The organism is Photorhabdus aballayi (genome assembly GCF_026153155.1).
GTDB lineage: Bacteria > Pseudomonadota > Gammaproteobacteria > Enterobacterales > Enterobacteriaceae > Photorhabdus > Photorhabdus luminescens.
In genome coordinates this window covers 17,026-34,407 of sequence record NZ_JAPFCD010000054.1, presented here as the reverse complement: position 1 = coordinate 34,407, position 17,382 = coordinate 17,026, and the positions used below count along the sequence as shown (strand labels likewise).

Below are 17,382 nucleotides of genomic sequence, written 5' to 3'. Positions count from 1 at the left end.
GTGTACCTGCATTGAATATCGGTCAATGGGATAAATAGCAATCCAATTAGCGTCTATTCATCCGATAGGCTTTTCCTTCTGCGTTTATTCTGTTTACTGCGAATTTCGCGATCGCGAACAGCGCTATTAAAGATTCACAACACAGGTCAGTCACATCAGAGGGAGGAATATGCTCGATAAATTAGATGCAGCCTTTCATTTTCAGCAGGAAGCCCTGTCATTGCGATCACGGCGGCAAGAAATATTGTCCGCTAACATCGCCAATGCGGATACGCCCGGTTATCAAGCGCGGGATATTGATTTCGCCACACAACTGAAAAAAACCATTGCACACGGTCGGGTCACTGGAAACGGGATCGGGCTGACGCTGACATCCGATCGGCATATTCCTATTCAGCCTCAGAAGAGAATGGAGATGGACTTACTGTATCGGGTGCCTTATCAGCCAGCAATGGATGGCAACACGGTGGATATGGATATGGAACGCAGTAATTTTATGGATAACAGCTTGAAATATCAGGCTGAACTGACTGCGACCAGCTCTCAAGTTAAAAGCATGATGTCAGTCTTACAGCAAGGATAAGGGCAATGTCTTTACTTAGTGTTTTTGATATTGCCAGTTCGGCATTATCAGCTCAATCCCAACGACTAAATGTCAGCGCCAGCAATATGGCGAATGCTGATAGCGTTGCTGGGCCGGATGGTCAACCATATCGGGCTAAACAGGTGGTTTTCCGTGTTGCCGCACCGGCAGGGCAAGAAACCGGCGGCGTCAGAGTTAGTGAAATTGTTGATGATCCTACTCCTTTCCGCCTTGAGTATCAGCCGGGACACCCGTTGGCTGATGAAAAGGGTTATGTGCGGATGCCAAACGTTGATGTGGTCGGAGAAATGATTAATACCATTTCCGCTTCCCGTAGTTATCAAGCCAACGTTGAAGTGCTTAATACAACTAAATCGATAATGTTGAAAACATTGACGTTAGGTCAGTAACAGGAGTGACTCATGTCTATTACCAGTTCAGTGAATGAATCACCGAATAACACGATTGTTGGAGAGTCAGCATCGACTAGCAAGAAGAAGGGTAGTGAAGAACTGAATAGCAACTTCATGAACTTGCTGTTAGCGCAAATGAAAAATCAAGACCCAACTAATCCGATGAAGAACAATGAGCTGACCTCCCATTTGGCGCAAATTAACACACTCGCGGGAATCGAAAAGCTGAATACCACTCTGGGGTCGATTGTCGGTCAGATCAATAATAATCAGCCTGTACAGGCATCGGCTCTGATTGGTCGAAAAGTGATGGTCCCTGGGGATACCATTTTGGTGGGTTCAAACAAAGAAGAGGGGAGCGTCAGCATAGCACCATTCGGTGTTGAACTAGAAAGGCCAGCGGACAGTGTAAAAGTCACCATTACTGATAAACAAGGGATGGTTGTGCGCCAAATTGATTTCGGTGGGTTGGAAGCAGGTGTCCATAATTTCACTTGGAATGGAACAAAAGAAGACGGCGCTAATGTTGAGGATGGCGCTTATAACTTCACCATTACTGCTAGCTATAAAGGCGAGCAGAGAGTGTTTCAGCCATTGAGGTTCGCGGAGGTAAAAGGCGTTACTCGTGACGCGGACGGCGCTAAGTTAGATTTAGGACGGATCGGTACTGTCACAATGGATCAGATACGTCAGATTCTTTAACCAGCAAGAATTTTAACGGAGAATAGTATGGCTTTTTCACAAGCAGTAAGTGGTTTGAATGCTGCGGCAGGTAATTTGGATGTTATTGGTAATAATATCGCTAACGCGGCGACCTATGGCTTTAAATCCAGCACGGTTGCTTTTTCTGACATTTTTGCCGGTTCTCAAGTGGGTCTTGGGGTAAAAATATCAGGCGTTAATCAAAATTTTAAAGATGGTACGCCGACGACGACGAATCGCCCACTTGATCTGGCGATCACTCAGAACGGTTTTTTCCGCATGCAAGGCGGTGATGGTGGGATTTACTATTCCCGTAACGGTCAATTCAAGCTGGATGAGAATCGCAATATCATCAACATGCAAGGCATGAAATTGACCGGCTATCCCGCAGTCGGCGTCAATGGCGGTGCGCCGGAGATTCAGAAAGGGGCTAACCCTGAGCCGATTACAATCCCTCAAGGTATACTGGCGGCTAAAGCGACAACTAAGGTGACGATGACAACCAACCTTAATTCGATGCATAAAAAACCAACAGATGCTTTCTCGCCAGAAGATAAGGATTCTTATAACTATCCTACCAGTGTTACCACCTTTGATAGTTTGGGTAACCCACATGCTATCAAGGTGTTCTTTGTGAAAACGAACGATAATGAATGGCAGGTTCACGCTCAGGATAGTGCGGTTGAGGGTGCTAAAGCCGCTTCGCTGGGGACGTTGAAATTTGATGGCAATGGTAAACTGATTGGTGACGATAATCAGTTTACATTTAATGTTCCCTCTCTGAATGGTTCTAATGCCGCTGATATCACTATTGATTTTAATGGCAGTAAACAGCAGAAAATTGATTCTGATAGCATATCGGCACTTAAGCAAGACGGTTATGCCGCAGGTGAATTCAATGGTTACCGTATTGAGCAAGATGGCAGTGTCATCGGTACCTATTCCAATCAGCAATCTCAATTATTAGGTCAGGTCGTTCTGACTAACTTTGCTAACCCAGAGGGGCTGGCAGCGCAGGGTGACAACGTTTGGATAGAGACGGGAGCTTCAGGTAGCCCAGTTGTCGGCATTGCGGGATCGGGGGGTTTTGGTAAATTGCTCAGTGGCTCGTTGGAAGCATCCAACGTCGATATGAGCCAAGAACTGGTCAATATGATTGTCGCTCAGCGCAACTATCAATCCAGTGCGCAAACCATTAAAACCCAAGATCAGATCCTGCAAACGCTGGTCAGTATGCGCTGATAGTTTCAGGATAGCATTATGGATCATGTCATTTATACCGCAATGGGCGGTGCGCGTCAGACACTAGAACATCAGGCAGTGACGGCAAATAACCTGGCTAATGCATCGACGCCGGGTTTTAAGGCGCAACTGGCTGCTTTGCGAGCGGTACCTGTTGAAGGGGCTGCTTTTAATACTCGTACTTTGGTTGTCGCTTCAACGCCGGGCTCTGACAATCGCCAAGGGCCGATGAACTATACCTCTCGTCCGTTGGATGTGGCGATTGGGCAGGGGGGATATCTGGCGGTTCAGCTTGAAGATGGTTCTGAGGCTTACACGCGTAACGGCAGTATTCAGATTTCAGCGGAAGGTCAGTTAACTGTTCAAGGTAACTTGTTGATGGGGGACAACGGCCCGATCAATGTTCCGCCACAAGCTGAGTTAACCCTGGCGACCGATGGTTCTATATCTGCACTGATTCCTGGCGATCCGCCAACACAGTTGGGGCAGCTTGGCAGATTGAAAATGGTGAAACCGGAGAGCGATCAGCTAGTCCGCGGTGATGATGGCCTCTTTCACATGACGGAACAGGCGCAAACGTTACAGGGTAATGTCTTGCCGGCCAGTGATGAGGCGAAATTAATGCCCGGAGTGCTTGAAGGGAGTAACGTCAATCCAATGGAAAGCATGGTGAGTATGATTGCCAACGCCCGCCGTTTTGAAATGCAGATGAAAGTCATCCATAGCTCAGATGAAAATGCACAACGTGCTAATCAGCTATTAGCAATGAGTTGATTTAGACACAGAGGATAAAACCGATGATCCGATCATTATGGATTGCTAAAACTGGGCTGGATGCCCAGCAAACCAATATGGATGTGATTGCCAACAACTTGGCGAACGTCAGCACCAATGGTTTTAAACGCCAGCGTGCCGTTTTTGAAGATCTGCTTTACCAGAACATTCGTCAACCCGGGGCGATGTCATCGGAACAGACCCGTTTACCTTCTGGTTTACAGATAGGTACCGGGGTACGTCCGGTAGCAACAGAACGTATGCATAGTCAGGGAAACTTATCTGAAACTAATAACGGTCATAATGTTGCTATTAAAGGAAAGGGTTTCTTTCAAGTTCAGTTACCGGACGGTACCAGCGCCTATACCCGTGACGGCTCATTTCAGGAAGATCAAAACGGGCAGTTGACAACCGCTAGCGGTTTTTTGATCTTCCCTACCATTACTATTCCTGATAACGCAACGGACCTCGACATCAGTCGTGATGGTGTTGTCAGTGTGAAAGTACAGGGGCAATCGGCACTTCAGCAAGTTGGCCAACTGACCCTGACAACCTTTATCAATGACAATGGGTTAGAAAGTATTGGTGAAAACCTTTATGTCGAGACTAGCAGTTCTGGCGTGCCGATTGAAAACACACCAGGAATCAATGGCGCAGGGTTGCTCTATCATAAATATGTCGAAACATCTAACGTCAATATCGCTGAAGAATTGGTCAACATGATTCAGACTCAGCGTGCTTATGAAGTTAACAGTAAGGCGGTATCGACGTCTGATCAGATGCTACAAAAACTGACTCAGTTATAACCTAATCGTCAATCAGAACCGCGGGGGAACACTCAGTTTCCCCGTTATTCAGGGATAAATAAAGAGTATCGAAGATGGATACAATGGCTGTTGCCGAGACCAGCGCCGTTTGTCAGTTCCGCCATTTACGGAAAAATGTGGCGAATAAATGGCGTTGTAGTATAGCACTGGCGGTATTGTCACTAACGGGCTGTGCGTATATACCGCAAAAACCCTTGGTTGAGGGAGCAACCACCGCAGCACCTTCTGCGGCAACCGCGCCAGTCCCTAATGGCGCTATTTTTCAAGTCGTACAGCCGGTTTATTATGGTTATCAGCCGCTATTTGAAGATCGCCGACCACGAAATATTGGCGATACCCTGACGATTACATTGCAGGAAAATGTCAGCGCTAGTAAGAATTCTTCGGCCAATGCCAGCCGTAATGGAAAAAACACGTTTTCCGCAGCACTGACTCCCCGTTTCCTGAAAGGGTTAATTGGTGGAGATAAAACTGATCTGGATATGGAAGCTGAGAATACTTTTGGTGGGAAAGGCGGCGCTAATGCGAATAACACCTTCAGAGGAACGATTACTGTGACCGTCGATCAGTTACTGGCAAACGGTAACTTACATGTGGTCGGTGAGAAGCAGATTGCTATCAATCAGGGAACGGAGTTTATCCGTTTTTCCGGTGTGGTTAACCCACGGACAATTAATGCTAATAACACAGTCAGTTCCAATCAGGTCGCTGATGCCCGCATTGAATATGTGGGGAATGGCTATATCAATGAAGCGCAGAACATGGGGTGGTTACAGCGTTTCTTCCTCAATGTCGCGCCATTTTAACCGGGGATGGTTATGATAAAACAATTTGCTGTCAGCCTTCTTCTGGTATTGCTGGCTCTGGTGACAACGACTGCATCAGCAGAACGCATCCGTGATCTCACCACGGTTCAAGGGGTACGGGAAAATGCGTTGATTGGTTATGGATTAGTGGTTGGGCTGGATGGAACCGGTGACCAGACTACTCAGACGCCATTTACCACCCAAAGTTTAAGCAACATGTTATCCCAATTGGGGATTACTGTTCCTCCGGGAACCAATATGCAGTTGAAAAACGTGGCTGCCGTGATGGTCACTGCGAAGTTACCGCCGTTTGGCCGTGCCGGACAGAATATTGACGTAGTGGTTTCCTCATTGGGGAACGCTAAAAGCTTACGTGGTGGTACTTTGTTGATGACACCGCTAAAAGGTGTTGATAATCAGGTCTATGCTCTGGCGCAGGGTAATATATTGGTTGGCGGCGCTGGCGCCAGCGCCGGGGGAAGCAGTGTAAAAGTCAATCAGCTTGCAGGTGGCCGAATTAGTAACGGCGCCGTGATTGAACGCGAATTGACTACGCAATTTGGTGAAAATGGCACATTAAATCTTCAATTAAATAACGAAGATTTCTCACTGGCGCAGCAAATCAGCGATACGATCAATCGTGCGGGCAGAACGGGAACCGCAACGCCGCTGGATGCCCGCACAGTACAATTGCGTATGCCGAGAGATAAAAGCGAGCAGGTTAAATTCCTCTCCCATGTGCAGAACCTGACTGTTCGTGTTGATGTCGGCGATGCCAAAGTGATTATCAACTCTCGTACCGGCTCTGTCGTAATGAACCGCAATGTCATGCTGGATAGCTGCGCGGTTGCTCAAGGGAATCTTTCTGTCATTGTCGATAATCAGGTGGTTGTTAGTCAGCCAAATACACCGTTAGCCGGCGGCAGTACCGTTGTGACCCGTAATCCCGCGGTTGCTGTCCGTGAACAAAATGGCGCGTTGCAGCAGGTTAACGCCAGTGCAAATTTGAGCCATGTTATTCAAGCGTTGAATGCATTGGGTGCGACACCGAATGATTTAATGTCAATCTTACAGGCAATGGAAAGTGCAGGTTGTCTGCGGGCGAAGCTGGAGATCATTTGATGAATGATTTTTTAACCCTGCCCGGAGCGGCTTATGATGTTCAGTCGGTTAACACGTTAAAATCCAATCTGGCAAAAGATCCACAACAGGGGCTACGGCAAGTAGCCCAACAAATGGAAGGGCTCTTTGTTCAGATGATGCTGAAAAGTATGCGTTCGTCCCTGCCTAAAGATGGCATGTTGAGCAGCGAACAGACTCGCCTCTATACTTCGATATACGATCAGCAAATCGCGCAGAATATCGCTCAGAAGGGGTTAGGTTTTGCCGATATGCTGCTCAAGCAGCTTTCTGGCACTAAAACTGCCCCCAGTGAAATCGCGGGCAAAATACCCATGACACCGGATAACGAGATTTTGCAAACCTTGCCAAGGCAGGCGCTTGAGCAATTTATACGTCGAACGGTACCGAAACCTGAGGCGGCGCCAAAACCGCTACCGCTGAACAGTACGAATTTTGTATCCACGCTCTCGACTCCTGCCCGGATAGCTAGCCAACGCAGTGGTATTCCCCATTTGCTGATTATTGCTCAGGCTGCATTAGAGTCCGGTTGGGGACAAAGAGAGATTCTGACCGTTGATGGTAAGCCAAGCCATAATCTGTTTGGTATTAAAGCCGGTAAAGGCTGGAAAGGGCCGGTAACTAACATCTTAACCACAGAATATATCAACGGCGAGCCGCAGAAAATGAAGGATAACTTTCGTGTTTATGGCTCTTACGTGGAAGCGATTGAGGATTACGTCAAATTACTGACAGAAAGCCCCCGTTACGCCAACGTTGCCCGCTCTATGACCCCGGAGCAAGGGGCTTATTCCTTGCAGCAGGCAGGTTATGCAACAGATCCCGGATATGCGAAAAAACTGGTCTCAGTTATTCAACAGTTAAAAGGTGCTGGAGAACAGGCGGTAAAAGCGTATACCTACGATTTGAGTAAACTATTCTGATCTCTATTTTGCTCAAGTTTTATTGAGTTCAGCCGATAAATAAAAGCAGTTCAGACGTTGTTTTTAGCTATCTGAAAGATTGTTTGCCGCCACCAGCGGAGACATAAATAAAACGCAAAAGGATCTTCTGATGTCCAACAGTCTTATTAATACCGCGATGAGCGGCCTTCAAGCTGCTCAGATTGCTCTGGGAACCGTGAGTAATAACGTCACAAATGCCAAAGTTCCTGGTTATAACCGGCAATCAACCGTTATCAATCAAAACGGCGGCACGATGACGTCCGTTGGCTTTATCGGAAATGGTGTTACTGTTACTAGTATTAACCGTCAATATAACGAATTTATTAATCAACAACTGTCTTCTGCGCAGGCGAAACAAGGCGCATTAACCACCTATTATCAGCAAATTTCCCAGGTTGATAATTTGCTGGCAGATAAAGCGAATAACCTATCAAATACCATTGATGACTTCTTTACTAGTTTACAAAATGTCGTCAGTAATGCGGAAGATGATGCAGCCAGAACAACCGCGATTGGTAAATCAAAGGGGCTGGTAAACCAGTTAAAAAGTGCGGATGACTTCCTGCGTAAAATGGAAAATAACATTAATCGGGGAATAAATAACTCGGCTGAGGCTATTAATAACTATGCGCAGCAAATTGCTAAACTCAATGGTGAAATTACCCGTATGAGAGGCGGCGGTAGTGCTGAGCCGAATGCATTACTGGATCAGCGTGATCAATTGGTCAATGAGCTGAATAAACTGGTTGGCGTGGGTGTGACTCAGCAGGACGGTGACACTTATAATGTGACTTTTGCCGGTGGATTGACGCTGGTTCAGGGGACAACCGCTTACCGAGTAGAAGCGATTTCATCCAATGCGGACAGTAGTCGCATTACATTAGGTTATGATCGTGGTTTTGGCGACATTGTTGAAATTGATGAAAGACACATTGATAAAGGGCAATTAAGCGGTACATTACGGGCGCGTAGTGAAGTGCTGGATAATTCTCGTAATCAGTTAAACCAATTAGCGTTGGTATTGGGCGATCAATTTAATCAGATTCACCGTTCTGGTTTTGATTTAAAGGGCAAACCGGGTGAAGATTTCTTCACATTTAATAACCCGGATGTGATTGCCGATGGTAAAAATAAAGGTTCGGCTAATTTTCAAGTGGAATATACCGATACCTCAGAGGTAAAAGCCAGTGATTATCATATTCGCTACGATGGGGCTAATTGGAAAATCCAGCGTGCCTCTGATAAGGCGGATATTGCTGCTAAAGTAACAGGTAATACATTGGAATTTGATGGCTTAAAAGTTGAAATTGATCCAACCAATGCAAAAGAACACGATCGATATACACTGAAAGCGGTCAACGGTGTTATTGGCAGTATGGCGGTTAATATTAAAGATGCATCGCAATTGGCGGCTGCCGGTACTAAAGATGGCGGTCCGAGTGATAACGTCAATGTTAAAAAACTCATTGAATTGCAGAGCAAAAAATTGGTAGAGGGTAAAGCATCATTTTCTGGCGCTTATGCTTCGATGGTTAGTACCATTGGTAACCAGACCAGCACGGCGAATGTTGATTTAGAAACGCAGAATAATATTACTAAACAGCTTTATGCTGAACAGCAATCGGTTTCCGGCGTTAACATAGATGAAGAATATGGCGCATTACAAAACTTACAGCAATATTATCTGGCTAATGCGCAAGTGGTCCAGACTGCTACAACGTTATTTAATGCCATTTTGGAACTCCGTCGTTAATAAACGTGCCATTTAATAAAAAAATAGCCTGAAAATACTCGGATATTTTGGGCATTTATTACCTAATAGATTTCGAATTGCAGCGCGGCGGCAAGTGAACGAATCCCCAGGAGCATAGATAACGATGTGACTGAGGTGAGTGAAAGCAGCCAACAAAGCAACAGCTTGAAAGATAAAGGGTATATACCCTATGGATTTCAAGATGCATCGCGGCGGCAAAGGAGCGAATCCCCGGGAGCATAGATAACTATGTGACCGGGGTGAGTGAGTGCAGCCAACAAAGAAGCAACTTGAAAGACGACGGGTATAGCTGAATATTTAAAAGGAATAAAATTGTGCGCGTAAGTACCAATATATTGTACGACCAGAAAATGACGGGTATTACTACTGCTCAATCGAAATGGATGCAGCAGGGAACACAGCTATCCAGTGGTCAGAGGGTAATAAATCCATCCGATGATCCGATGGCGGCATCTCAGGGTGTCATGGTTGCTCAGGCTGAATCTCAGAACCAGCAATATATGACCGCTCGCTCGTTTGCTAAAAACGCGATTTCCATGCAATTAAGTGTGGTCTCCAAAGCTGTCGGTGTGGTTCAAAATATTCATGAAAGTCTGGTAGCCACAGTAAATGGCGTATTGAGTGATGAAGATCGTAACTCATTGGCTATTCAACTGACAGGATTTAAAGAACAACTGGTGAATTTGGGTAACACCACCGATGGTAATGGCCGCTATATTTTTGCCGGTTATAAAACGGATGTGAAACCTTTTGATGAGAGTACAAGCGGTACAGTTAGCTATCGGGGCGGCTCAGAGGAAATGACTCAGAAAGTGGATAGCAATCGCTCTATGATCGTTGGACATACTGGGGCTCAAGTATTTCTCTCGTCTACCAGTAATCCGATAAAAGAACCGGATGGCAGCCCGAGTGAATCTGATGTATTTAAAACCATAGACATAGCGATTCAGTCATTGAAAACACCATTGACTGAGGCAGATCAAAAGAGTCGTGATGATGCATTGGAATTGTTGAATAAGGCTAACCGCGGCGCCCGCAACGCGCTGAATAATATCTCTTCGGTGGAATCGGTATTAGGTTTACAACTGAGAGAAATGGAAGAATTAAATAGTTTGGGGGCAGAACGCAGCCTGGCTAATAAGAGCCGTTTGAGTGAACTGGTTGATGTAGAATGGAATTCAGCAATTTCGAATTACTATCAGCAACAAACAATACTTCAAGCATCGTATAAGACATTTGTCGATATGAAAGGCATGTCGTTGTTTGAAATATTCCGCTAATTTGGTTTGCATTTTTACTCTAATCGCTGGTTTTCAGGCCAGCGATTTTATCAGTTAAATATTCTACGTCATTATTTATTATTTAAATAATGCTATTTTTCTTTCTTGGTTAATATTCCTATAGATGTTTCCTTATTTTTATCGGTTAATAAAGTGAATGCTGTTTTTTTGCAGTTAAATATATGCTGAAATAAAAAGTCATATTAAAAATATATTGTTGAAGCTTAAAGTACCGGATGTGGACTAGGATAGAATTCAGTAATTTCGGTTTCTGCATGTTGGTAATTACTGAGATTGATAACTACGACTTTGTAGAAGTAAACCGGGTTAGGCACTCTTCGGAAAAATTGAGTTTCACCAGGTTGGATATCAATAAAAGCATACTGATTGTAATCTCCGAAGGGAGGCGCCCAATAATTTACTGCTCTAATAGGTGCCGGACCGTTGTTTTTTATATTAAAACTAGGGTAATGAGTAGTCGGCATTATGATATTTCCACCAGTATAAAGCTCAAAAGTTTGATTAGGGTTTATATGTATAAGTTTCATTTTTTTGTTTCCTTATCATGACGGTTATTATGTTACATATAAGCAGATAATTAGATCTGTGAAATTTAACTTAACACTTTCCCATAACAGTTAAATATTGAAATTTATCAGTAATGTAAAAGGAATAAAATAAATGAATTTATATTATTTGAATTCAAATTTAATAAGTGGAAAAGAAAAGTATATCGTTTGAAATATTATGTTAATTCGGTTTCCTCTTTTGTTTTTATTACTGATTCAGGCCAGCGATTTTGATTAATAAAATCATTATATACCCAATGGATTTCAAGATGCATCGCGACGGCAAGGGAGCGAATCCCCGGGAGCATAGATAACGATGTGACCGGGGTGAGTGAGTGCAGCCAACAAAGAGGCAACTTGAAAGATGACGGGTATAGTTCGTTTTAACGTAACCTATTTAATATATTGAAATTTTCCGCCAAAATCCCTGCTTTTCACCAGAATAAAATATCATTTTTTTGAAAAAATAAGTTGATTATTTCTTTCATCTTCTACTCTCCCGCTCATATGTTGAACAGATAAAGTTTGGTTAATGAACAATGTGCGGTAATCATTTAAGTAAAAGAGGGTGAAATTATGGTTGTTTTACGTGATCTGCTTAATTCCCTGAATCTCGACCTCACGCAATCAGGAGGAAGGTAATGACAGATTCAGGGCTGGTTTTTACACTTACTGCGGGTAGTCTCCCGGAGAAAACTTTTACTGTGGTTGACTTTACGCTAGATGAAGCGCTATCAACATTATTTTGTCTGGAGGTGACATTAGCCAGTGCTGACCCGGATATTGATTTTGCGGATGTTCTGGATCATTTTGCGACACTGACCGTTTATCGTGATGGAAAACCAGAGCGCAGTGTTACTGGGATTGTGACTCAGTTTGAACAAGGTACGACAGGTCGTCATCGCAGTTATTATTCCTTGACCCTTCACCCTAGTTTATGGCGTGCGGGATTACGGGTTAATTCCCGTATTTTTCAGCATCAATCTGTGATCGAGATTATTGAAATATTATTGAAAGAAAATGGTGTCAGAGACTTCTATTATCACTTGAGATATGAACATCCTGAACGAGAGTTTTGTGTGCAATATGATGAGAGCGACTTAGTGTTTCTTCATCGTTTATTGGCTGATGAAGGGATATTTTATTATTTTAATTTTGAACAAGAGCGGGGTGAATCGATAATTGCTTTTAGTGATACTCAGTGGATAAATAAAACATTTTCATTGCCCTATCACCCAGAATTGGATGCGACAGGAAGCCAATGCAGCATCAATCGATTCTGTTGGCGTGAACAGGTTGGGATTGCCAATATTGAGTTGAAGGATCGTACTTTTAAAAACTCATTGTGGGGGGCTGAATATGAATATTATGAACGCCAAATTAACCACCAGCGTTCAGATTTGCCCAGTTACACTTACTATGATTTTCCCGGGCGCTTTAAAAAAGGTGCGATTGGCGAGCGCCTGAGTCAATTTCGTCTGGAAGCGCTGCGCGCTGATGCTATGTTTGGTCGTGGGCAAAGTGATTGTTTTGCTCTGGCGCCGGCATCAGGATTTACGCTGACTGATCATCCGAAAGAGCAATTTAATACCCAGTGGCGGGTCATTAGCATCAGCCATCACGGTAGACAGCCGCAAGCGGATGAATCCCGTTATGGTGAAATGGGGACGACCTTAACGAATGATTTCACCTTTGGCGATCGTAACCGGGTATGGCGTCCCTCGCCTTATCCTAAGCCGCGTATTGATGGCCTACAAATTGCGACTGTGGTTGGCCCGGAGGGGGAAGAGATCTTTTGTGATGAATTCGGGCGTGTGCGGGTGCAGTTTGCCTGGGATCAATATGGCAAATTCAATGACCAAAGTTCCTGTTGGATCAGAGTCAGTCAGGCTTGGGCCGGCAAGCGTTGGGGCATGATTGCTATCCCGCGTGTAGGGCAGGAAGTGTTGGTGGATTTTCTACATGGCGATCCCGATCAGCCAATTATTACTGGGCGTACCTATCATGCCGCTAATGTTGTGCCTAATCATCTGCCGATATCAAAAACCCAGATGTCCATTCGTTCAAAAACCCATAAAGGGGATGGTTTTAATGAACTGAGATTTGAAGATGAAAAAGACCGAGAAGAGGTGTTTATTCATGCTCAGAAAAATCTGGCGATTAAGGTGCTTAATTCCCGGGATGAGCGAATTAATTACAACCGTACCACCAGCATTGGCCATGATGACGAACTGGTGATTGCCAATAACCGTAAAATAACGGTTGATGGGCAGCAGGAACATAAAACCACCGGTGACTATATCGATCAGGTTGATGGTGACAAAGCCTTACAGGTCAAAGGCGATGTAATACAGAAAATACAGGGTGTATTCAGCATCGATACCAATGATGACATTACGATAACAGGCGGCGGCAAAATCACCCTGAAAGTAGGCGATAATTTTATTGTTATTCATGGTGGCGGCGTAGATATAAAAGGTGCGTCTATTAACTTAAATTCAGGTGGTAACCCCGGCGTCTTATTGCAACCGGTTAATCCGGCGATTTTGCAGAGTGCGGCTCATGCCGGTTCGATGTTTGTCGCACATTGCCCGAAGGAGAAAGATAACAATGGTTAAAGAAAAACTTTATGCTGTCATTGACGCCGCGACAGAATCCAAATTGTTTCTTATATTGGAGCATTTTGATCCACCGTTTACCTGTCTTTATGATGAATCTTTACCGCCTGAATTACTTAAGGTGGCGCCTTATTTAGTGGAAGTGACAGAAAAGTTAAAACTTTATTTGGAGAACTGTAACATACCTTGGGGAGTTTTCTTAAGCTCTCAGGCGGATATGAAAACATTACGTCGGCATTTGCGTAAATATTTACAAGTATTATTACCTGAACAGGATAAACCGGTATTTTTCCGGTTTTATGATCCGCGTAATATCTGGGAGTTTCTCAGTGTCCTCAGTGACTGGGAAATTCACTGTTTCATGGGGCCGATAGATAAAATTGCCACCAACTATCAGGGCAATATTCAAAGTCATGATTTTCTTGCTAATAGAGAACAATATCCACGGGATGCTAGTAGCAAAAGAAAGCTATTATCGATTACGCCGGAACAACTGGAAAAGATTGAGGCTGCTTTTGCTGAGCGTTATGTACAGACATTGGCAGCATTAATTATCGAATGGGAAACTATTGAGGAGTTTGATTACGTTGGTTATATTCGGGGGCTAATTACCGAGTTAAAAAATATCGGTATTACGGATGATCACAGTGTCAGAGGAATATTAAAGTTATTCTTCTTACGAAGATACTCATCTGTTAAAGAATCGCCTACTCGTTGTAAAAGTATATTGAATAATATCTGTGAACCGGGACATATACGGGCTGAAGAGTTGCTATTACAGGAGTTAGGTGATTCATCAGTACCTTGGTTCCATTTTAAAGACAAATTATTTTAATTTTGCCAGATATGGAGGAATAAATATGGGTAATGCGGTAAAGATTGGTGATATTGGCACGGCGCATGGTGATTGTGGCGCGACACCGGTTATTTCGGGATCGACCAGTGTGAAAGTTGACGGTATTCCTTTAGCTCGTCAGGGCGATAGTTTGGCGCCGCATTCATCTCATTCACGCATAATTGCCGGTGGTTCCAGTACCGTTTTTGTTGATGGTAAACCTGCGGCAAGAACCGGTGATGCGGTGAGTTGTGGTGGAATTGTGATTGGTGGTGGTAGTGTTAATATTGGTTAAGGAAAAAACATGCTTTCAGTTAATATGAAAAGTGCGGTTTGTGATTGTAAAATCCCGGACCTTTGTATTCACAAATTAGTGTTAAAAGTCGGGAAACGGGTTTTTCACTATAACCAGATTGAACCGATAGGGGATATTTGGGTGGTTGATGAAGCGGAGGGGATACCGGTGTCTGTTTCATTGGTGGGAAAGCAGTGTATAACGAAGAATGCACACTGTCCCAAAGCGATTTTCTATAGCCCGGATAACCCGGCGTTTCAATTTTATGAATTGAGTAAAAATCCAATTAAGGGACCGGGAGTAGATTATGAAATCAGTTTTTCCCGTCATAACTTGCCGGTTGATCCGATAGCAAGTGATCCGTTAGGTTTTATTGCATCGTGGTTGTTTCAGAAGGGGGATCTGAATTGTTTACCGCATACGGATTATATTCTGACCCTGACGCAATGTTACGGTCAGCCTTTTGCCCAGCGCTCATTTCTCTTGCCGGATGATAAAGTGAAAATGTTGATGCTAGGGAGAGTGGATGCCCTTAGCACCAAAATCCATGTGTTGCCGCAATATGAATGGACACTGGATGTGACGATAGGGGCAGAACAAGAAGTACGGGAAAGAAGCGCGGCGGAAAGAAAAGCGGAGGCGCTGAAGGAGAGAAAGAAAACCAATCCGAACGCGAAAAAGCCCGGTCAAAACTGGCATAAACACACGGCGGGTTATGAATTAACGGACACGTTAACTGCCGAAGGGAGCTTTGCTTATACGCTGGGTCCTTATTCCCACACACTTACACGTGAACTGGAAAAAGAATTTAAAGAAAAACGTAAAAAACTGGGTCTGGTGAATAAAGGCTTGCAGGCGGTTGAGACGTTGCAAAAACTGTTTTCCAGTGAAGGCAGTCAGGAAATTAAACTGTTGGAGGTGGAAATCCAGACTCCGGAAATAAAATTAAGCGGCGGCAGTAAACTGGTGAATGCCACACATGGAGACGCAGCTTATTTTGAGCATGCGGTTTCGGTGGCGTTAGCGCCGCTGATTGGGATAAAACTGCGGCTGGATTTAATTGAGGCGTTTGCGACGGAATTTGGGGTTGAGAAATTAATCGCCTTAATTCGTGAACAGGGATTAAAAGGTAAGGCGGCGGTGGAAGAGGGACGGAATGGAGCTTATCTGGGGGCGCAATTAGATATGATTCTGGAAGGGGCGTTAAATCTGTCATTTAAATATGCCAGTAATGAAGAGCATAAAATGGAATTTCAACTGGGGGATATGGTAAGAGGTACGCTAGCGATTAAGGCGGAAACTAATATTCAAGCCGGGTTTAAATATTATCTGGTGGAAGGATATTTTAAAGCTGGCGCGGATATTGAAGCGGAAGGATGTTTTGAACTGGATAAACAGGATAAGGAATTATCTCTGGTGTTTTTTCATCATGGGATTGTCGCCAGTTATTATGTGGAGTATGGGGTGGGAGTAGCACCATCTGAAAGTGGAGATGATTCTGTTAAGCAACAAAGTAAATTAAATGATAAGAAAAAAAAATGGGAAATATATCCAAAATTGCTAAAAGAAAAGTCTCCATACAGACTAAGGTTATTACAATGAAAAAAGTCTTTTTGCTTTTTATAACATTACTTCCACTATCCACTTATGGGAAAAATACTATGGATAAAGTTAAATATATCACTTATTTAGAAACTAATCGGGCACGTTGTGTCCTTAAGGTAAATGGTATTTATACTTTAAGTAATCTGAATTCAATGACTGGCACCATTTCGACAGGATATAATGTTGCACCATTATTGCAGAATGGTAAAAATACTATTCGTATTGAAATGGCTCCATTTAGTAATGCCGAAGAAGGATATATTTATAAAGATAAGAATGCAGAGTGTAAAGTTCGTTTGGTGAGGATGACTCCTTACCAGTCGGATGAAATCACGAATATTATTGCCGGTGTGGCAGATAAAAATGGCATAGCAGAGCCTAATAGTATGAAATCTGTTAATTTTAATACCGATACAGTACTGTATAGTAAAATTACGGAAAAGAATCTCAAGGATGAAGGTTTTTATTATGCAGAACGAACTATTGCATTGAATGGTTTACCTGTCTGGGCATGGACTATGGCTACTCCTTTGCCAGAAACAGAAACAAGTATCGAACTGGTTAAAAAAGCTTATGAAGATATTTGGGAAATAATGAAAAATAAAGATTCAGTTGCTTTGCAATCTGTGGCGAAATTAATGTTGTATGAACACGCGCAGGCCAATAACAGTACAGAACAGAGTTATTTTGATTCTTTGGGTTTTAAGGAAGATTTTGATAACGGTTATCAGGCTATACCGATAGACTGGAGTAAATATAAACTAGTACGTTATATGGGGAGCAGATTATTCCGGTTTCAAATTGGGGATAGCAACAAGTCGCCATTATTGATCAGAGATAAGGATGGTAAAAATGGTCGTACATTTAGCCCATATTTTTCTCTAATAAATGGAAAAGTGGTTATTTCGAGATAACAATGTCCTTTCTTAAATAACTCAGTATTAATTTTTTTTTGCAGTTAATACTGAGGGATAA

The 17,382-nt window shown here is 43.5% G+C and carries 17 protein-coding genes; 16 read left to right on the top strand and 1 reads right to left on the bottom strand.

All coding sequences use genetic code 11. From position 1 onward, the window contains the following. Positions 1-169 precede the first annotated feature (169 nt). From flgB to flgL, 11 genes are all read left to right on the top strand, one after another. A complete protein-coding gene (gene flgB / locus OO184_RS20215) occupies positions 170-583 on the top strand; it encodes a flagellar basal body rod protein FlgB (protein WP_036775736.1) in 414 nt (137 codons plus the stop codon). A gap of 5 nt (positions 584-588) precedes the next feature. Beyond that, complete coding sequence (flgC, locus tag OO184_RS20210; protein WP_036775735.1) at positions 589-993, top strand: flagellar basal body rod protein FlgC; 405 nt, start codon at positions 589-591, stop codon at positions 991-993. A gap of 12 nt (positions 994-1,005) precedes the next feature. After that, positions 1,006-1,698 carry a flagellar hook assembly protein FlgD gene (flgD, locus tag OO184_RS20205; RefSeq protein WP_049582021.1) on the top strand — a complete coding sequence of 231 codons (693 nt, stop codon included), beginning with the start codon at positions 1,006-1,008 and terminating at the stop codon, positions 1,696-1,698. Between the two features lie 27 nt (positions 1,699-1,725). Continuing rightward, positions 1,726-2,940, top strand: coding sequence for a flagellar hook protein FlgE (flgE, locus tag OO184_RS20200; RefSeq protein WP_265380733.1), 1,215 nt, complete (start codon positions 1,726-1,728; stop codon positions 2,938-2,940). A gap of 18 nt (positions 2,941-2,958) precedes the next feature. Beyond that, positions 2,959-3,714, top strand: a complete 756-nt coding sequence (flgF, locus tag OO184_RS20195; protein WP_088371942.1) for a flagellar basal-body rod protein FlgF — start codon at positions 2,959-2,961, stop codon at positions 3,712-3,714. Between the two features lie 23 nt (positions 3,715-3,737). Beyond that, positions 3,738-4,520 carry a flagellar basal-body rod protein FlgG gene (gene flgG, locus OO184_RS20190; RefSeq protein WP_265380732.1) on the top strand — a complete coding sequence of 261 codons (783 nt, stop codon included), beginning with the start codon at positions 3,738-3,740 and terminating at the stop codon, positions 4,518-4,520. Positions 4,521-4,594: 74 nt separating this feature from the next. Continuing rightward, positions 4,595-5,347 carry a flagellar basal body L-ring protein FlgH gene (locus OO184_RS20185; protein ID WP_049582016.1) on the top strand — a complete coding sequence of 251 codons (753 nt, stop codon included), beginning with the start codon at positions 4,595-4,597 and terminating at the stop codon, positions 5,345-5,347. A 12-nt stretch (positions 5,348-5,359) separates the two neighbouring features. After that, positions 5,360-6,469 (top strand): flagellar basal body P-ring protein FlgI, encoded by a 1,110-nt coding sequence (locus OO184_RS20180; protein ID WP_265380731.1) that lies wholly within the window; start codon positions 5,360-5,362, stop codon positions 6,467-6,469. Next, positions 6,469-7,410, top strand: coding sequence for a flagellar assembly peptidoglycan hydrolase FlgJ (flgJ, locus tag OO184_RS20175; RefSeq protein ID WP_376712593.1), 942 nt, complete (start codon positions 6,469-6,471; stop codon positions 7,408-7,410). Before OO184_RS20180 ends, flgJ begins: the two co-directional genes overlap by 1 nt. A 130-nt stretch (positions 7,411-7,540) precedes the next feature. Beyond that, positions 7,541-9,184, top strand: a complete 1,644-nt coding sequence (gene flgK, locus OO184_RS20170) for a flagellar hook-associated protein FlgK (RefSeq protein WP_265380729.1) — start codon at positions 7,541-7,543, stop codon at positions 9,182-9,184. Between the two features lie 335 nt (positions 9,185-9,519). After that, positions 9,520-10,485 carry a flagellar hook-associated protein FlgL gene (flgL, locus tag OO184_RS20165; RefSeq protein ID WP_265380728.1) on the top strand — a complete coding sequence of 322 codons (966 nt, stop codon included), beginning with the start codon at positions 9,520-9,522 and terminating at the stop codon, positions 10,483-10,485. 224 nt (positions 10,486-10,709) lie between these two features. Here the strand turns inward: flgL and OO184_RS20160 are convergent, their stop codons facing one another. Further along, complete coding sequence (locus tag OO184_RS20160) at positions 10,710-11,033, bottom strand: hypothetical protein (RefSeq protein WP_265380727.1); 324 nt, start codon at positions 11,031-11,033, stop codon at positions 10,710-10,712. A gap of 662 nt (positions 11,034-11,695) precedes the next feature. On the opposite strand from OO184_RS20160, the gene OO184_RS20155 reads away from it, so the two are divergent. From OO184_RS20155 to OO184_RS20135, 5 genes are read left to right on the top strand one after another with little or no spacing between them, the layout of a single operon-like run. Next, on the top strand, positions 11,696-13,672 hold the full coding sequence (locus OO184_RS20155; RefSeq protein ID WP_265380726.1) for a type VI secretion system Vgr family protein: 1,977 nt from the start codon (positions 11,696-11,698) through the stop codon (positions 13,670-13,672). Further along, positions 13,665-14,507, top strand: coding sequence for a DUF4123 domain-containing protein (locus tag OO184_RS20150; protein WP_265380725.1), 843 nt, complete (start codon positions 13,665-13,667; stop codon positions 14,505-14,507). The genes OO184_RS20155 and OO184_RS20150 overlap by 8 nt, the downstream gene beginning before the upstream one ends. Positions 14,508-14,532: 25 nt before the next feature. Continuing rightward, positions 14,533-14,802: a type VI secretion system PAAR protein gene (locus OO184_RS20145; RefSeq protein WP_088371926.1), complete on the top strand. Its 270-nt coding sequence runs from the start codon at positions 14,533-14,535 to the stop codon at positions 14,800-14,802. 9 nt (positions 14,803-14,811) lie between these two features. Then, entirely contained in the window at positions 14,812-16,404 is a 1,593-nt protein-coding gene (locus OO184_RS20140; protein ID WP_265380724.1) for a hypothetical protein, read from the top strand. Beyond that, on the top strand, positions 16,401-17,321 hold the full coding sequence (locus OO184_RS20135; protein WP_265380723.1) for a hypothetical protein: 921 nt from the start codon (positions 16,401-16,403) through the stop codon (positions 17,319-17,321). The genes OO184_RS20140 and OO184_RS20135 overlap by 4 nt, the downstream gene beginning before the upstream one ends. Positions 17,322-17,382 lie beyond the last annotated feature (61 nt).